Below are 16,625 nucleotides of genomic sequence, written 5' to 3' on the forward strand. Positions count from 1 at the left end.
ACTCACCTCCCGCTAGGCGAGATGGCGTAGGGCCGGAACAGCGCCTCGCCGTTCTCGCGCTCCATCTCGGTCACGTCACGGTTGATGTCGCGGCGTCGCTCCAGGCGCGCCCGCCGCGCGGCGCTGACTTCCTCAGCGTTCTGAGGCACCGCATAGAACAGCTTGCGATAGTGCTCCAAGGCACCACCTTCGCCGCGATACCACAGGGAATAGCGCGGGGGCCGCCCGGCGAGAAAATCCTGATTCGTGAGCAAATCCGCCTGAAGGTAGATTTCCTTCGCACTTACGCCGTCTGTGGCCAAGGCGGAACGCGCCTGCTCCCGGATATAATCCCACGATCCGTCAGCCCCGGCGGGATAGGTCACCTCGGGCGGGAGCCGCGTGATGACACCGCTCGTATCCGCGCCGGTGGCAGAGGCGCTAAAGGATGACACGCCGTAAAGTCTCCGGAAGCGCGTCGCCGCGAGAGATTTGGCGATATCCTTATCGCCGCTCGCATCGACCATGCTTTCAGAAAGAATGTGCTTGTATTCTGCGACCATCGCGGCCGACTGAGCAACCGTCTCTCCCAACTTCGGATCGAACCTGAATAACCCTCTATCGTAAATATCGCGGACGCTGCTTTCCGTCGCCTGCTTGTCAATGAAGTCTTTAATGGAATCGCTCTTCATGAGTGCGGCGCGGGCCAGGACTTTTTCAGGATCGTGCATATCAATCAGGCGCTGGGCGGCAGCGGACTGCGGCAGTCCCACACTGTTCACGAGATGCGAAAACGTCTCCGCCGCCTCGCGCACCTCCCGGCCCCCATCCCGGCGTTCGATAGACGCAGGATTCACGGCCAGTATCTGGGCCGCGAGAGTTGCGCCGCTGGCGACGTTCTGAATTATTCGACTCGAAAGATCGCCACGGATCGCGTTGACGACGGGCTGAGGGACAAGTCCGGTCTGACGCACCACCTCCAGCAGCGCCGGCTTCAACTGTTCCCGATCCACCTTCGACGACAAGGAGGTCCAGACGTTATCCACCAGCTTGCGCCCGTCGCTGCTGTAGGGATCAATAGCAAGCTGCCCCGCCTGAAATGCGCCAATCGCCTGCCGAGTTGCAATTGCATCGTTGAATTTTAATGCGTAGGAATTCAGTAACGTGGCCTTATCGCCGTCGTCAAGAGACGGATCATCGACCATTTCCTGCTGTGTAAGTTTTTCATCTTCCTTGGCGATGCGCAGTTTATAGCTGTCCACAACCTCAAGCCTCTGAGCCTTGGCCTGAGCAAGGTCCGTCGCAAGGGCGTTCTTCACTCCGATGGCCGAGGCGTCGCGCAAGCGCTGAGCGTAGTTGGCCGGCAGGCCTGACAACGCACGCTCTACCTCCGGAGAGAACGTCACCCAGCTATGGGGCTGGCCGTACTCCCGCTCCTGACGCTGGTGAAGAGCTTGTGTGTACGCCGTAGCATTCGCCGCCGTGTCGAATTTGCCGAGGTGCTTGCCGGTTTGCCGGTAGAATGCAATCGCTTCGGCCTCGGACAGCACCGTGCCATCCGGCGACACCGTGGGAATCAGCACTGCGTGCCCCTCCTCGCCGATAGACAAGGATTGCACGGTGCTGATCGTGCCATCCACATTCCGTCCCACCGGGCGATTTGCGAGGTCGGTATTCCCCGCCTCCATGAGGCCGGCTGGCTTCACATTGCCCGCATCATTCCCCCGCGCGCCGGCCGGCTCGATATGCCACGGCTCATTGGTCATCGGGAAATGGAGGCCATACTTCCCGGCGTTCGTATGCACCCAATCGACAACTTCTTTCGGCGCTTTGGCGAGCGACTGCCCATTGTACGCAAGATCAATTGCGCTGCCGTGGTTATGCTGGGAGTTGCCGGGAGGAGCTACCCACTTGCGCGCCGCCTCGGGCGATCCATACTTTTTGACCGCGTCGTCCCAAAGCTCCTGTTGGCGCTGCACGGTGCGATAGCCGGAGAGGATGCCGAGGCCGTCACGGATGCCAGAAGGGGCGTCTTGGATCATCGCGGCAAGGTTGGTGGCAAATCCCTGATCTAGGCGATTCACATGGTCGTCGCCGTGTCCCTGCACCAAGCGGCCAGTTAGGAAGGTTCGCGCATCCTTGTGCCTTGTCACGGCATCGCGCGTGACGGCGCCGGATGCGGTCGGCATCAAAGATTGCATCGCGTGCATGTAGTGCTCCGGAAGCATCGCGTTCCGGTTTTGATTTAGATAATCGAGGGCCCGAACCGGGTCGTCGTTCGAGATCTGTGCCGCCGTCAGCCGATAAACGTCTGAAACGTAGCTCTGCTCCTCCGACTTGAGTTTTGCGGCTGTCCATCCCAACTTTTGACCAAGGCCGCGAATTTCACCAACACCAGCGGCCGTGTACTTTTGCCACTGATTAGGATCAGTATAGTTGCGGATGGCTTCATTCCTGAAATTCTCAGCGCTGCTGGAGGCCTCCTGAACGACCAGAGACTTGAGGGCCTTCCCTCTGTGAGTGAGCCCCGACCGCTGTGCATCCAGCTCCATCGGCTCGACGGATCGAGCGAACAACCGCTGCTGAGACGGGGTTAGCCCATTCCCGTATTCCCGCCTGAGACCATCGAGATCGCGCCGATACTTGGTAAATCCATCGAGTGCGGAAAGGCCGTCGCTGTTCATGTATCCGGCATCGCCGTACATGAGAACATCTTTTGCCTTTATGTATTCGTTGCGCCGGGCCCGAACAACCGTCTCATCCTCCAGTTCTTGGACCCGGACAACGGCATCTGCGGCGTCCATGCCACCCTGTGCCAAGGCCTGAAGCCCCCTTCCGACTTCCGCACCGAAGGCTGCCGGTGGCGTATCGATGCTGATGTTCTGCTGATTGGAGGGGCGGAGGCTGACGCTCGGTTCGTATTCGGGGACGCGGACCATGGCTCAACCTCCTACCGGTAGCCTCGCCGCTGGGCCTCAGCCACGGCGCGGCGAATAAGACGTAGATCGTTGCCTGCCCCGGTGCGCTCCAGGGTGTGCAGCGTGCCCGGCGCTAGCTTTTCGAGGTCGGCGATAAACGCCCGCGCTGCGCCGAGCTGGGCCTCTGTGATGCCCTCCGCCTGAATCGCGGCCATACCGGACGCGAAATCGGCCTCTGCTTGTTCGGCTGTGCGCTCGCCCACCGTGTCGGCCTGACGCTCGTGGATCACGGACAGGGCTTCGGCGAGGTCGGCCGAAGATGTCCCCGCCGCCTTGGCGTCGGCCGTCAGAGCATTGCCGGCCGTATGTAACGCCCTCGCACGTTCGATATCGCCATCAGCGGCAGCGGAATTGGCGAACCCGATGAAGAAGCTGTTCACGGGCCGATCATCGAAATGCGCGGCGTCTTCCTTGAACAGGAGGGCGGCGGCGTCAGGCCGATCCTTGCCGGCAGGGGTCTGGGGCGGGGCAGCGTCGCCGCGACGTTCGTTCGGAAACAGAGTGGCCGCAGTGTCATCGGCCTTCGCCGCTCGATGCCCCTGGCCCATCAGGTACGCTTCGGCTGCGGACCGCTCCGCCTGCCACCATTCGGGCGGCTCGGCGCCGGCGGGAGCATCGCTCGGAAAAAGCAGGTGCGCGGGGTCGGGTGATATATCAACCATGTTGGCTCACCTTGCTGGGCTCCTCGATCAGGAATTGCCACGCGTTGCGGGCAAGCTCAGGGCCGCTCCTCTTGTCGTGACGGAACGGGAGGCGTCCGGTTGCTGCTGCCTGCAATCTCTCCAGGCAGAAATCCGCGATATTGCGCCTGCCTACGACCGCCGCATTGGGTGCCTGCCCACCCGCGCGAAGCGCCAACCAAACTCGATCTTCTGCGGCGGACATGGCGACCATCTCATGGAGCAAGTCGGAGGCGAGAGACTCGAAACGATCAGCTCCCAATAAAAGCTCTCTGGCGTGAACGCGTGCCTCGCTGAGGTGGCGCTCGCGTTCTTTCGCAAGAGCAGCCTCCGCAGCGTCGTGCTCCATCTGACGCGCCGCATCTGTGGCGGCCTGAAGAACGAGGCGATCTACCTTTGCACGGTCGATTGTCACAAGGATATCGACGAGGGACCGGCGCGCCTCTTCGTCCCCTTCGACAGCTTGCAGTGATAATTCACTTACGCGTTGCTCGTGTTGGAGTACAGCCGCGTCAAGTGACGCAATTTTATCGATAAGTTCGCTGGAGGTGACGGGTTTCATTGCCTTCCTCACTATTTCAGTAGTACGGCCCATGCTGAACGCGCCAGTTCCTCGACTGATTTTTGATCCGCCACGCTCGGCTTCTCGATGAGAGTAACTGCGTAGTGCCAGAGCCGACGTTGACCATCAATCGTCGCATGCCATGACCCATGGAGACGATGGATCGCCTCCTCGTTCCGATTAATGGCTTCCTTTATCGCGCGCATTTGCGAGATGATTTCATCCGCCTGCGCAGCAAGAGACACAATTTCAAGTGCATAGTCCCTTGGAGTCATGGCTAAATCTCATCGCCATTTCGGGATGACAGTAGGGTCCCGCGCATTTTTTCATAACCGTTGTCGACCGGTGTGTGCTTGGCCGGCAGGAGAGGCGAGTAAGCTGGCTGCGGCGGAAGCCAATCGCACGGCGCAGGAGAGCCAAGGGCGGGGCCGGCCACCGGTCGCGCAGGCGTGGCCTCGATCAGAGCGGGCTCAGGCATCGGCGCAGCGGGGGCACTGTCATTCTCATGGGGCGCAGTGATGGGCGTGGGCGACACCTGCACGTTGGTGATCGAGGTGATCCGGTTTGTAACACCTCCGCTCCGGAGCGCCCGTTCAAGACGATCACCGAGCGCATCCAGCCCAACGACATTGATGCGCTCTTCGAAGGCGTTGACCTTGACGTGCTTGCCGATCAGCTCCAGGCGCTTCACGCGGTTGTCGAGCTTGATTTTCCGGACATGCCCGATCTTCACGCGGTCCTGCCCAGCGCCGTCGAACAGCTCTTCAACCTCAATCCCCTGCACGAGGCCCTGACGCCAGATCAAAGGCCATTCATGGACCGGCAGAAGACGACCGTTGGCATCGAAGATGTCGGCAATGTCGGCCTCCGCTTCTGCCACCAGCCGCTGCAAGAGCCGAGTGCTGTCCATTGTGGCTTCGCGGTTTCGGGCCTCCATCGCCGCCGCAATTTTCTCGCGCACCTCCGGGAGCGACAGGAGAAAAGAACCCTTCGCATTCGCAGTCTTTTCAGAATACCCAGCCCGAACCGCCGCCTGGGTGGCGTTGAGATCGAGAAGGTATTCGTTAACAAATCGTTTTTGCTTCGGCGTCATGGGCGGAGCCATCTAATGACTGATGGCATTGGATCAGGTGATGGTTACATCGTGGAGTCGGATGTCAACTTTCACTAACTTAGGCGACGCGTTTAAACGGCTTCATCCACCAGTCCGTAGGTTGGGTGAAGACGGAATAGCGATGGCCAGAGCCGCAGCGAACGCGGCCGTCCCCAGGTGCCCCGCCTGACGCATACGCGGATCGGGAGCGGCAATGCTCCCTTTGAAGTGGAACTTTGGTTCAGCCGAGGCGAGGATCAATTCAAGGCCAAGCTGGTGAGGCGCACTGAGGCGCGTCCCTGACCATTGCAGGCTAAGCAATATTAGAGATGACTATATAAGCCCGCATATGACATTAGTGAAAAGAGGGAGCGCAATGCTCTGAAGCGCGCCTCATCGCGCCTCAGCTACCAAGGTTCGTTGCGCGAGAGCTGACGATCCCCTGTGATGCCAGCGATGCCAATGCCCTCGTAAAAGCGCGTCTGGTGCCCATCAATCCGTGGCTTTACGATGCGCAGCCCCGGCACAGCAGCCCGCACGTCGCGGCCGAATGTCTGGACGGTGCCCGGCTCCCTTCGTCCATTCGCTTCACACCACAGCTTCCATTCGGTGAACAGGCGATCCGCGGAACACTGCAGGCCTGACGCCATGGTGCACCGCTCTTTGACAAACGAGATCACGGGAGAGCCGAGCGCCTCCAGCTCTTCGATGGCCTCACGCGCGCTCTCCGGCTGAAGGAAATAGCCCCGCTCCCGCATGCGGCGATATCCGGCGAGAGCCCAATTGAGGATGCCCGGAAGCTCGCCCATGAGTCGATTCCCAAGGCCGCGATCCTCTTTGCCGAAAAATGAATGCTCCATTGTCAGTACGACGAACCGCGAGGCCAGCGCTCCTGAAGCATCGGAGAGGCGTGGCAACTCGTTGGTGAAGATCAGGAAGCGGACAGGCAGGCGGCCGGTCCATGCTGACAGGAACTTCCGATCTATCGTCAAGCTATCCTCTCCCGAAATAGACAGGAGGCGTTCGGCGATGGCAGCTTGATCGGCTCGGGCGCTGATCCTGGCATCACCGATAATGGCGACGGACTTTCCAATCAGCGGGGCTAGACCGAAGTTTGTCGCAAGGCTAGCGAGGGTGGGCGCGGCAACGCTGTCCTGCCCGAGGAGGCCTGTAAGAACGCGAGCAATTGTGCCCTTCCCTGACCGCTTCGGGCCAACGATCAGCAGCAGTTTTTGCTGGGAGGTGTCCGGAGCGAGTAAGTACCCAAACATATCCTGTAAAGTCGCGATGGACTGAGTGTCGTCAGGCCAGAGCTTCGCGAGGAAGCATAGCCATTCGGTGGGCTCCGGAGCATCGGGGTTGAAGGTAACGCCAGCCGCGTTGAGGCCGAAATAATCTGGTGTCGGAGGGTAGAGCTTGCCGTTGTCGAGGTGCAGCAAGCCATTCTGTACTGGCAGCAGTTCCGTCGCTGGCGGCATGCTCCTTTCAGCAAGCCACGCGGGCGGCTCGATATGAGCCGGTAGATTGCTCGCGGCAGCGAGGGCAGCGCACACGTCACCAACACGGGCGCGGGAGGGCCGGAAGGGTTCCGGGTCACCGTCCGTGAGACAAATCGCGTGCTCAAGGTAGGTCCATATGACAGCATTCACCGCTTCCGGGTCGGCCTGCCGGTAGTGAATGCCGTTCCACTCATGGAAGCAGCCACGATGGTGGTGCAAGGTGCGCCTTCCGCGCTCCGCGTATTGATCAGCGAGGAGCTTGCGGGCGGATTGCAGCGGGTCGCGTCGGTCCAGAACCAGGGGTGCGCCCAAGGTGCCGCCGCTCGCCGCTGGAGCGCCCTGGACAGGCGGCGGCGAGGGCCGAGAGGAAGGAGCGCCGGCAGGAGCGTGACGGCTGCCCGCGAGGCTGGACCGCCCGCCAGACGCCTCCTCTACCGGCTCTGGCTGCCTTCGCGGCGCGGCATCGGCCTCCGCAACGGGAGCAGGCTGCGCCGGAGACTGCCATAGGCGGACGGTGGCCTTCATGAACGCATCCAGATCGGCTTTCGACCACCCATCGGCAACCGCGTCCGCTGCGTCCCAACCATCCGGTGGAACGGCCTCCCATTTCCAATCTGAGATGGAGAGGACGCGGAACGTGGCTTCGATTTTCGTCAGTATGCCGCCGAGTTCATTTTCGCAGGCGAGCCCAGGCGCGTCATAATCGCGCCAGTAAACGACATTGCGCCCGGCCAGCGGAGACCAGTCGGCATGACGGGCACCCTGAGTGCCCCCAGCCCAGGCGATGCAGGTCCGGCCAGTCACGCGCTGGAGCGCGTCCTTCTTCTTCTCCCCCTCGACGACAATCACCTGCCGGGCGTCTCTGAGGGTATCGAGACCATAGAGAGGGCGCGGCTTCGGAAAAGGGAACCGAGCCCAGCACTCGCGCCCGCCAGGGAGCCGAACCCACATGACCATGGGTGTTTCCTTGCCGCCGTCTGGCAGGTCGTGGCGCAGCACGTATCCGAACAGCGTGCCGTCAGCATTCCGGTACGGAAAAAGACCATGGATGGCGTGAACGACCCCCACTCCCTTTCGGTGCCCGCCCGTTTTGGATTGTAAAGCGTCACCTTCTGGCGATGGCCGATTTCGCCGGCAGGGGGGGCAGGTTCAATTCCATCGTAGACATCCCGCGCTTCGATCTTGCGAGGCGCGATATTCGGCCCAACCTTTCCACCGCCAAGGATGCGGATAGCGTCCTTGAGGCCGACGCCCTTGATGCCCTGAACAAAGTCCAGCACGTCACCGTGTTGGCCGCAGCCAAAGCAGTGAAAGCGCTGCACCTTGTCACGCCCGGTGAATAGCGTGAACGACGGCGTGTCCTCAGCATGGAATGGGCAGCATGCGACATATTCCGCGCCGTCCTTGGTGAGCTTAACCCCATATCCTGCGGCGAGATCGAAAAGCGACACATCTCGCCGCAGGGCATCCAAGTCTGCGGACATGCTGATTCCTCATCAATGTTGCGATATTCACAACACACCGAAGCCGGCGAAACAGGAGGGGGCGGGGCGCGATCAGGTCTTGTCGAAAAGGATGGCCGCAAGGTCATTTTCATTTCGCGCGACACCAGCGCGACCACCTGCCGCGCGCACCGCTAGCCAGGCCACGAACGTAAAGGCAGTCACACCGATCAAGCGTGGCCTCCGTTGACGGTAGCGAGCAACAACGGCTTACCAGGAGCGAGTTTCTGGATGAGGGACATCCAAGGGATTTCTTGCTCTATCCGTGTCTCAACGATCATCACGTGTTGGCGTGCGAGAACCGCAACAGAGGCGGCCTCGTCGTATGCCTCAGGTAACGGTGCGCATGAGATAATGGTGAATGCCGAAGATGCGCGAATAGCCCGACGCACGGATGGCATGTGGAAGGCTACCGGCCCGAGTGCGCTTTCGCAATCATCTCCAAGCAGGAAAATCGTTGGCCCGTTCCGATGCCTGTTAATGCGGAATGGAGTAGGGCTTTGGACAATATTCAGCATATTAACGCCATAATCTCTTACAGCGGATGCGAGAATAGACAGATGTTCCGGACCGCCACGAATGAGCGCATCCAAGCCCGTAGAATCCATGTATTTCACGAAATGCGCTCCAGCACTTGCGCGGGCTGGCATTTGATGTGACTATTGCAACGCTGATGTTGCCATGAACACTACACCAGTTGCCGCGCCCGGTTTCCAGAAATGGAGCCGGGCGTTGCTTTTGCCCGGCATGACGGTCGCATCAGGCGGCGGCGGTGCGTTCGGCCAGCCACTTCGCAATATCGCTCTCACGCCAGCCAACAGCCTTTGGGCCGAGCTTAACAGGGCGTGGAAAGTTGCCCTTCGACATTGCGTCGTAGATCGCCGAGCGCTTCAGTCCCGTCAGCTTTTCGACGGAAGGGCGGCGATGAATGGGATCGAGATTGGCAAGCATGTGTGGGGAATCCCCTCGCTGAACATGCTGGCACTGTATGGACAATCTAGGCCTATATCATTGAAATTACGCGGTAATTATATTGGCATTTAGTTGGCGCGCGCTTTCTTCACGCGGCTGTCGTAGGCGTCCCGGACGGTTTGCAACCCTACATTAATGCCTATCTCAACCAACCAACTGTGCACCGCGGAGATCGCCACGTCATACTTCTCGCCTGCCTTGATCAGAATAAACACCTGACGGCCTATTACGTGGTCGCGCACGGCAGTTTCCATGTTCGGCTGGCGGCCGCGTTGTCTGCCAGTCACGCTCAGGCCAAAGAGCGCTACAGCGCGCACCTCCGGCGACAACCTCTCGGGGTGATCTGCCTTCGCCATCATGACCGCCAACGTCACAACCACCTCGCGCGATGGCCTGTGACCGAGTAGCACCCAGTCATAGAATGGCCGTGTATCGCCGTTCTCTAACCAAATGAGGATTACCCTGTCACGCGCGTCGGCAATGGACAGGTCGTTTTCATCGCACAGCACTTGAGCGAAAATGTCCCAACCACTCGATGGCAATTTCTCACTCATGCTGCACCCGCCTGCCGGTCAGCCAGCGCCACGATTTCCCCACGCTTAACAGCGAGGTACGACGTCCACGCATCCATGAGCTTGCGGCGCTTCTCGAACACGTCGGAGCGGGCATAAGCTTGCGAGACGCCATCTCCTACAGAGTGCGCAAGAGCGGCCTCGCAGACCTCAAATGGGAAATTGGTCTGCTCTTGCGCCCATGTGCGAAATGAGGTTCGCATCCCATGTACATCGGCGGCGAAACCGAGTTCCTTTACCAATTTCGATAAGGTCATGTCCGATAGCGCAGAGCCACGCGCGGACGGAAACACCAGTTCAGACTCGCCTTTCAACTTATCTGCTTCGGCTAAAATCTCCATAGCTCGCGCCGACAACGGAACCACATGTTCTTTTTTCATCTTCATCCGAGAGGCGGGAACCGTCCAGCGTGCGGCCTCAATATCAATTTCCTTCCACTCAGCCAAGCGCACCTCTCCCGAGCGCGCCGCAGTCAAGATCAGGAATTCTAGGGTCAACTTCGTTGCAACCCATGCCCTGGACGCCTTAACCGCGTCGATGCATGTCGCGACATCGGCGTAGGGCAGCGCCTTGCGGTGAGCCTTGGTCATGCGATCATGCCTTGGCAGGCCTTTTGCCACGCTCTCAGCCGGATTATCAAGCCGATAACCTTTGGCCACGGCCCACTTCATCGTAGTGTCAATGCGTTGCTTAACCCGTCGAGCGGTTTCAGGCTTGGATGTCCAGATCGGCTCAAGAACACCATGGATATCGCCCGACGTGATTTCTGTCAGTTTGCGCGTTCCGATCTTCGGGAACGCGTACATCGTCAATGAGTTGATGAAGTCGTCCGCGTGTTTCGCATTGCGCCATGTTGGTTTGGCGGCTTCATGCACAGTCCGCGCGGCGGTTTCGAATGTGGGAATGCCGGCAGCGTCACGGCGGGCCTGCAAAGGATCACCGCCCGACCGCGCCACGCTCCGGTTCGCCAGCGCAGCCGTGCGCGCAGCCGCCAGTGACACAAGGTCAGCGCCGCCCAAGCCGATCTCTGAGCGCTTCCCACGGACCACGATGCGTTGCACCCATTGGCGCGAACCGCCGGGCATCACCCGCAGGAACAGACCGTGCCCGTCAAAATATCGCCCCGGCTCCTTCACGGACCGGACGAACGCCGCCGTCAGCGCCTTTGCAGGTTTGCGGACTCCGTCACCACTCATGTCCATATCCCTCATTTTATCCCCCACTATATGGAGGACTAAGGCGGAAACAAGCGGAACAAACTGGAATGTTGGCGCACCAGAAATGCTGTAATTCAGCGGCTTAGGCGGATCATACTGGTACTGGCTGGAATATCCTATGGGGGACCTCGGCTCCACCATACAAACCTCACAAGCAATTGAATTAGAATCAGATTTCCAGCTGCAGGATATCTGTGCCCCAGCACGTGCGTTGGCTCGTGGTGGACCGAAGCGGGATTTACCGGGGATCGGGCGGGAATGGGTGGACGTCCCAGGACGCCTGCCAGAATGGTGAGAACCTTAGGCCGCGCTGCGAGCTTGTCACCTGATTCTGAATGGTCTGGTTCAGACGGGTGAAGCAAGTTGGTCGCAGTATCTATCCCTGCCACCTCGCTTGGCGTCGTAAAGCGCCATGTCGGCGGCCAGATACAGGGCCGAAGCGGATGCCTCAGCCCCTCTTTGGCTGGCGCCTCCAATACTGGCGCTCACGAAGCCGCCTGCTGGATGAAGGATCTCGGCTTGCCGTAGCGTCTCCAGAAGCGCCTCAGCTACCATTTTGGCGCCGGCCGGGTCCGTGTCAGGCAGGATCAGCGCGAACTCCTCACCCCCTATCCGTGCCAGGGTGTCGAGGGGCCTCCGGGGCGTCGAGGCGAGGAGCTGGCCCAGCTGGCCCAGCACCCGGTCCCCCATCTGGTGCCCGGCCAGATCATTCAGGGCTTTGAAATGGTCGATGTCCACCATGAGAACAGAAACCGGCTGCGCCGTTCGGCGTGTACGTCGGATTGCCCTCTCAAACGCATCATCGAAGATGCGCCGGTTGGGCAGACCCGTGAGGCTGTCGGTCTCGGACATCTGCTTCAGCTCTAGATTGAGCTTCCATTGTGCAATCTCGTTGGTGGCAATGGCCGCAAGGTCGAGGAGCGGGGCAAGGTCGAAGCTTTCCTGATCGCCGGGCTCTCGCTTCATCACGCACAGGGTGCCGAGCACCAGATCCGGTTCGGCAATAAGGGGGACCCCTGCATAAAAATGAAGTGCGAGATGCGGCACGAGTGGGTGCCCGGCGAGTCTTGGATCTGTTTTCAGGTCCCCGACGACCAGTGGTCGCCCGCTCTCAACGATCATATTGCAAACACTGTCGCGGCGCGGGACGTTTCGCCCCAAGGCGTCCGAGTTCAGGGATATGAGCGATTGAAACTGGCCGTCGACCAGCCCGATGAAGGCGACATCGGCTTCATAGAAGCGCGAGGCAAGCCGTGTAACGCGGTCGAACCGTTCGTCCGGCGTCACATCCATGATTCCACAAGCGTCAAGGATGCGCACCCGGTCGCTTTCGTTCGCCGGCGGGATGGGTAGCTTCCACATGCGCAATCAGGCCCTTACTGGGTCAACCTCGCGGGTTGATTACAGGACAGCGGCGTCCTGGCAGCAAGTGCATTCGGCGTGAATTTGGGCCAGATGTTCGTAGGGATGCACAGTTCTGATCATGAAGGCGGCACTCGCCTCTCTCCCACTGCCCACAAGAGCCTGCGGCCCCAAGGATGGGGGCTTCGGAACAGCGTGCCGTCCGGATCGATGGCCCGCCACAGCTCGCGCTCCTGCTCCCTCGCGGCCCGCTCCGCTTCCCGAACGCGCGAGCGAAGGTCGGCGCCATCGGACCGCGCCTGTCGCTGGCCGACAACGCGCTGATGCAGACGGAATTCGGCGTCTCGCCGCTGGCGTCGTCGCTGAACGGCCCCATCGCCCCCTACGCACCGGACGCCGGCATCAAGTCCCTCGGCCTCACCTCGTCCCTGTCCTACGAGGTGTCGCAGGACTGGACGACCACGCTCTACGGCAGCGACCAGCGCCTGGCCGGCGCGGCGGCCGCGAGCCCCGTGACCACACTGTCCGGCAGCCCGAACCAGATCGCCGTCGGGGTGGGGTTCGAGCACTCGTTCGTGCTGGGCCATTGAGGTCGATCGGGGGGGCTCGGATCGCGCTCTAGTGGTCGTGCCCCTCGTGGCCGTGCCCCTCATGATCGTGCGCGGGCAGCGCGACGCCGAAGACCTTGACCAGGTCGGCTACCTGCTCCGGCGAGAGATAACGCGGGTTCAGGCCGCGCAACAGCAGGTAGAGCCTGGCGGTTTCCTCCAGCTCCTCGGTGGCGAAGACGGCGGCTTCCAGCGTGTCGCCGGCCACCACCGGGCCGTGATTGGCCAGCAGCACCGAGGAATAGCGCCCGGCCAGCCCCCGGATGGCATCGGACACCGCCGGGTCGCCGGGCCGATAATAGGGCACCAGCGCGGTCTGCCCGCAGCGCATGAGATAATAGGGTGTCATGGGCGGCAGCACCGCCTTCGGATCGATCTCCGGCAGCATGGTGAGGGCCACCGAATGGGTGGAATGCAGGTGCACGATGGCCCGCGCGCTGGAGCGCGTGTCGTAGAGCGCCTGGTGGAGCGGGATCTCCTTGGTGGGCGCGTCGCCGGAGACGATGCGGCCGGTGGCGTCGAGGCGCGAGATGCGCGCCGGATCGAGGAAGCCCAGCGAGGCATTGGTGGGCGTCACCAGCCAGCCGCCATCATCGAGGCGCAGGCTGATATTGCCCGACGAGCCGGGGGTGAGGCCGCGCTCGAACAGCGAGCGGCCGAACATGCAGATGCTTTCGCGCAGTTTTGTTTCCGACATGGCAGGTCCTCGGCCCGGCCTCAAGATGAGGGACAGGCTCCAAAGCGGGAACGGAAGATATCGACCCGGCTGAGCGAGTAAATGCCGGGCCCGAAGCGATGAAATTTAAGTGGTCGCCCCCTCGATCAGCTCGAAATCGAGGGTGACGACGGCCGGCGGCCCGTCCGATGAAATGAGCCGCGCGCTGGCCTCGCCGACCTCGACGCGGGGGGTGCGGATGGTGGACAAGGGCTGCGGCGCGCAGCGGGCGACCTCAAGGCCGTTGTGGCCGAACAGCGCCAGTTGGTCCGGAATGCCGATGCCCCTGGACAGGCACAGGAAATAGCCGCCGATGGCCATGTCGTCGTTGGAGAAATAGACCGCGTCGAGATCGCGGGTCTCATCGAGGATCCGGGCCAGCCCGTCGCGCCCCGCCTCGATGGACGAGGGCACGGATGCGATCACCTGGCCTGCCACCTGAAGCCCCGCTTCGGCGAGCGCGGCCCGGAACCCCTCGAACCTTTTGGCGGCGCGCAGGTCGAGGGCAAGATCGTGGCCCACATAGCCGATCCTGCGATAGCCGCGCGCGATGAGATGGCGCGCGCTGGCGCGGCCCGCCTCGCGGTTGGAGAAACCCACCACCATGTCGATGCCGGCCCCGTCGGTGTCGAGCATCTCGATGATGCGGATGCCCGCGCCGCGCAGCATGGCATCCGCCCGCGGCGTGTGCTCGAGCCCCGCCACCAGCAGCCCGGCGGGCCGCCAGCTCAGCAGCGAGGAGATGAGGGCTTCCTCGCCCACGAGATCATAGTCGGTGACGCCGATGACCGACTGGAAGCCGGCCTTGCCGAGCACCGAATTGGCGCCGCGCAGCAGGTCGGGAAACACGATGTTGGCGAGCGACGGCACGATGATGCCCACCAGCTTCGATCCGGTGGAGGCAAGGGTGCCGGCGATGCGGTTGGGCACGTAGCCGAGCCGGGCGGCCGCCTCCAGCACGCTGGCGCGGGTCTTCGAGGAAAACGAGCCGTGGCTGCGCAGCACCCGCGATGCCGTGCTCTCGCCGACGCCGGCCTCGCGGGCCACGTCCGTGAGGGTCACGCCCGCGCCCGAACCCATGGGAGAGCCTGCGTGCGTGCCTGCGCTCGCGCGGCGCCCGGCCAGCGCGTCGTCATGCAGCGCGCCATCTTGCATCGAAAGGGCGTCCTTGTCGGCCACGCCTGCCCTCCCCCGCCCGGACGGGCGCACCCCGGATGCGCGACAACCGCACTTCGGGTTTTCGTGTTTGATTTTCGTTGTGTCACGCTCCTAGGGAGGCATCAAGGCGGTATTTTGGCAGCGCTACCATTTTCCATTTGGCAGCGCTGCCACTGTTTGCTATGTCCTGATGGCAGCGCTGCCATGCCTTGCACGCAGCCCAAGACGACAGCCAACACAAACGCCACCTCCAGGGAGGACCCGATGAGCACCCAAACCGCGCCCCTCGCGGCGCACGTCGCCGTGGAACCGGACACCCAGAAGGCGGCCTACGCCAAGGTGTTCTGGCGCATCGTCCCGTTCCTGATGCTGTGCTACGTGGTCGCCTACCTCGACCGCGTAAACGTGGGCTTCGCCAAGCTCCAGATGTCGCAGGATCTCAACTTCAGCGAGACCGTCTACGGCCTTGGCGCCGGCATCTTCTTCCTCGGCTATTTCCTGTTCGAGGTACCCAGCAACGTCATCCTGCACAAGGTCGGCGCGCGCATCTGGATCGCCCGCATCATGGTGACCTGGGGCCTCATCTCCGGCGCTTTCATGTTCGTCTCCAGCGCGCCCATGTTCTACGCCCTGCGCTTCCTGCTCGGGGTCGCGGAAGCCGGCTTCTATCCCGGCATCATCCTGTACCTGACCTATTGGTATCCCTCGCATCGCCGCGCCAAGATCATCGCCATCTTCATGTCGGCGATCCCGATTTCCGGCATCTTCGGCAATCCCCTGTCCGGCTGGATCATGGACAGCTTCCACGGCACCTCGGGGCTGGCCGGCTGGCAGTGGATGTTCCTCATCGAGGCCATTCCGGCCATCGCCATCGGCATCGCCATCTATTTCTATCTCGACAACGGCATTCGCGACGCCAAGTGGCTGAGCGCCGAGCACAAGGCCGTGCTGGAATATGAAATCGCTCAGGAAGAGCAGAGCAAGGAAGGCCACCACTCGATTGCCGGCGTGTTTCGCGACAAGCGGATCTGGCTCATGAGCTTCATCTACTTCTGCTTCGTCATGGGCCAGTATGCGCTGACCTTCTGGATGCCCACCCTGGTTAAGGCGACCGGCGTCGTCGGCAACTTCCACATCGGCCTCGTCAGCGCCATTCCGTTCCTCTCCGCCGTCATCGCCATGAACCTGATCGGCCGCAGCTCGGATCGCCATCGCGAGCGGCGCTGGCACCTCGTCATCCCGGCGCTGATGGGCGCGGTGGGCTTCACGGTGGCCGCCACCTCCACCAGCACCACGGTGGCCATCATCTTCCTGTCCATCGCCGCCGCTGGCGCCATCTCCTGCGCGCCGCTCTTCTGGTCGCTGCCCACCGCCTTCCTGGCCGGCACGGGTGCTGCCGCCGGCATCGCGCTGATCAATTCGGTGGGCAACCTCGCCGGCTTCGTCAGCCCCTACCTCATCGGCTTCCTGAAGGACCTCACCGGCTCGACCCAGGTGGGCATGTATGCCCTCGCGGCGATCCTGGTGGCGGGCGCTGCGGCGGTGCTCACCACCTCGCCCAAGCTCGTCAACAAGTGAACCCACGGGCTCCCGCGGCGCGGGCCGCGGGGGGGCCCCCCCGGGTAAACCCGCCCCGCGGAGGCTCCCTTCCCCGGGGCAGGGCCAGGCAAAACAGGTCTCCCCCCCGGGGGTGACGCCGGGGGGGGCAGGGGGCCGGCGGGCCCGCTC

At 62.0% G+C, this 16,625-nt stretch carries 16 protein-coding genes; 2 read left to right on the forward strand and 14 right to left on the reverse strand.

Annotated features, from left to right (window positions below; all coding sequences use genetic code 11):
* Positions 1–2: 2 nt before the first annotated feature.
* The 12 genes from FZ033_RS15330 to FZ033_RS15385 form a co-directional block, all read right to left on the reverse strand.
* Entirely contained in the window at positions 3–2,918 is a 2,916-nt protein-coding gene (locus tag FZ033_RS15330; protein ID WP_149576968.1) for a M15 family metallopeptidase, read from the reverse strand.
* A gap of 11 nt (positions 2,919–2,929) precedes the next feature.
* Positions 2,930–3,619, reverse strand: coding sequence for a hypothetical protein (locus FZ033_RS15335; protein WP_149576969.1), 690 nt, complete (start codon positions 3,617–3,619; stop codon positions 2,930–2,932).
* The gene (locus FZ033_RS15340) at positions 3,612–4,199 is read right to left on the reverse strand and encodes a hypothetical protein (RefSeq protein WP_149576970.1); all 588 of its coding nucleotides are present in this window, start codon (positions 4,197–4,199) and stop codon (positions 3,612–3,614) included. The genes FZ033_RS15335 and FZ033_RS15340 overlap by 8 nt, the downstream gene beginning before the upstream one ends.
* Positions 4,200–4,210: 11 nt before the next feature.
* On the reverse strand, positions 4,211–4,474 hold the full coding sequence (locus FZ033_RS15345; protein ID WP_149576971.1) for a hypothetical protein: 264 nt from the start codon (positions 4,472–4,474) through the stop codon (positions 4,211–4,213).
* A gap of 2 nt (positions 4,475–4,476) precedes the next feature.
* Complete coding sequence (locus FZ033_RS15350; protein ID WP_149576972.1) at positions 4,477–5,292, reverse strand: terminase small subunit; 816 nt, start codon at positions 5,290–5,292, stop codon at positions 4,477–4,479.
* Between the two features lie 407 nt (positions 5,293–5,699).
* Positions 5,700–7,640 (reverse strand): DNA primase family protein, encoded by a 1,941-nt coding sequence (locus FZ033_RS15355; RefSeq protein WP_188079508.1) that lies wholly within the window; start codon positions 7,638–7,640, stop codon positions 5,700–5,702.
* Positions 7,637–8,275 (reverse strand): CHC2 zinc finger domain-containing protein, encoded by a 639-nt coding sequence (locus FZ033_RS15360; RefSeq protein WP_149576974.1) that lies wholly within the window; start codon positions 8,273–8,275, stop codon positions 7,637–7,639. The genes FZ033_RS15355 and FZ033_RS15360 overlap by 4 nt, the downstream gene beginning before the upstream one ends.
* Positions 8,276–8,463: 188 nt before the next feature.
* Positions 8,464–8,910, reverse strand: a complete 447-nt coding sequence (locus FZ033_RS15365; protein ID WP_149576975.1) for a hypothetical protein — start codon at positions 8,908–8,910, stop codon at positions 8,464–8,466.
* A gap of 142 nt (positions 8,911–9,052) precedes the next feature.
* Complete coding sequence (locus tag FZ033_RS15370) at positions 9,053–9,244, reverse strand: helix-turn-helix transcriptional regulator (protein WP_149576976.1); 192 nt, start codon at positions 9,242–9,244, stop codon at positions 9,053–9,055.
* Between the two features lie 89 nt (positions 9,245–9,333).
* Entirely contained in the window at positions 9,334–9,819 is a 486-nt protein-coding gene (locus FZ033_RS15375) for a hypothetical protein (protein WP_149576977.1), read from the reverse strand.
* Positions 9,816–11,033: a tyrosine-type recombinase/integrase gene (locus FZ033_RS15380; RefSeq protein WP_210247906.1), complete on the reverse strand. Its 1,218-nt coding sequence runs from the start codon at positions 11,031–11,033 to the stop codon at positions 9,816–9,818. The genes FZ033_RS15375 and FZ033_RS15380 overlap by 4 nt, the downstream gene beginning before the upstream one ends.
* 366 nt (positions 11,034–11,399) lie before the next feature.
* On the reverse strand, positions 11,400–12,416 hold the full coding sequence (locus FZ033_RS15385; RefSeq protein WP_149576979.1) for a GGDEF domain-containing protein: 1,017 nt from the start codon (positions 12,414–12,416) through the stop codon (positions 11,400–11,402).
* 176 nt (positions 12,417–12,592) lie between these two features.
* On the opposite strand from FZ033_RS15385, the gene FZ033_RS24170 reads away from it, so the two are divergent.
* The gene (locus tag FZ033_RS24170) at positions 12,593–13,006 is read left to right on the forward strand and encodes a MipA/OmpV family protein (RefSeq protein WP_149576980.1); all 414 of its coding nucleotides are present in this window, start codon (positions 12,593–12,595) and stop codon (positions 13,004–13,006) included.
* 28 nt (positions 13,007–13,034) lie between these two features.
* Here the strand turns inward: FZ033_RS24170 and otnC are convergent, their stop codons facing one another.
* Positions 13,035–13,721, reverse strand: coding sequence for a 3-oxo-tetronate 4-phosphate decarboxylase (gene otnC, locus FZ033_RS15395; RefSeq protein ID WP_149576981.1), 687 nt, complete (start codon positions 13,719–13,721; stop codon positions 13,035–13,037).
* Between the two features lie 105 nt (positions 13,722–13,826).
* The gene (locus FZ033_RS15400; protein WP_188079519.1) at positions 13,827–14,819 is read right to left on the reverse strand and encodes a LacI family DNA-binding transcriptional regulator; all 993 of its coding nucleotides are present in this window, start codon (positions 14,817–14,819) and stop codon (positions 13,827–13,829) included.
* A gap of 342 nt (positions 14,820–15,161) precedes the next feature.
* Between FZ033_RS15400 and FZ033_RS15405 the strand changes: the two genes are divergently transcribed.
* The gene (locus FZ033_RS15405; RefSeq protein WP_149576982.1) at positions 15,162–16,475 is read left to right on the forward strand and encodes an MFS transporter; all 1,314 of its coding nucleotides are present in this window, start codon (positions 15,162–15,164) and stop codon (positions 16,473–16,475) included.
* Positions 16,476–16,625 lie beyond the last annotated feature (150 nt).

The organism is Xanthobacter oligotrophicus (genome assembly GCF_008364685.1).
GTDB classification, from domain to species: Bacteria; Pseudomonadota; Alphaproteobacteria; order Rhizobiales; family Xanthobacteraceae; genus Xanthobacter; species Xanthobacter oligotrophicus.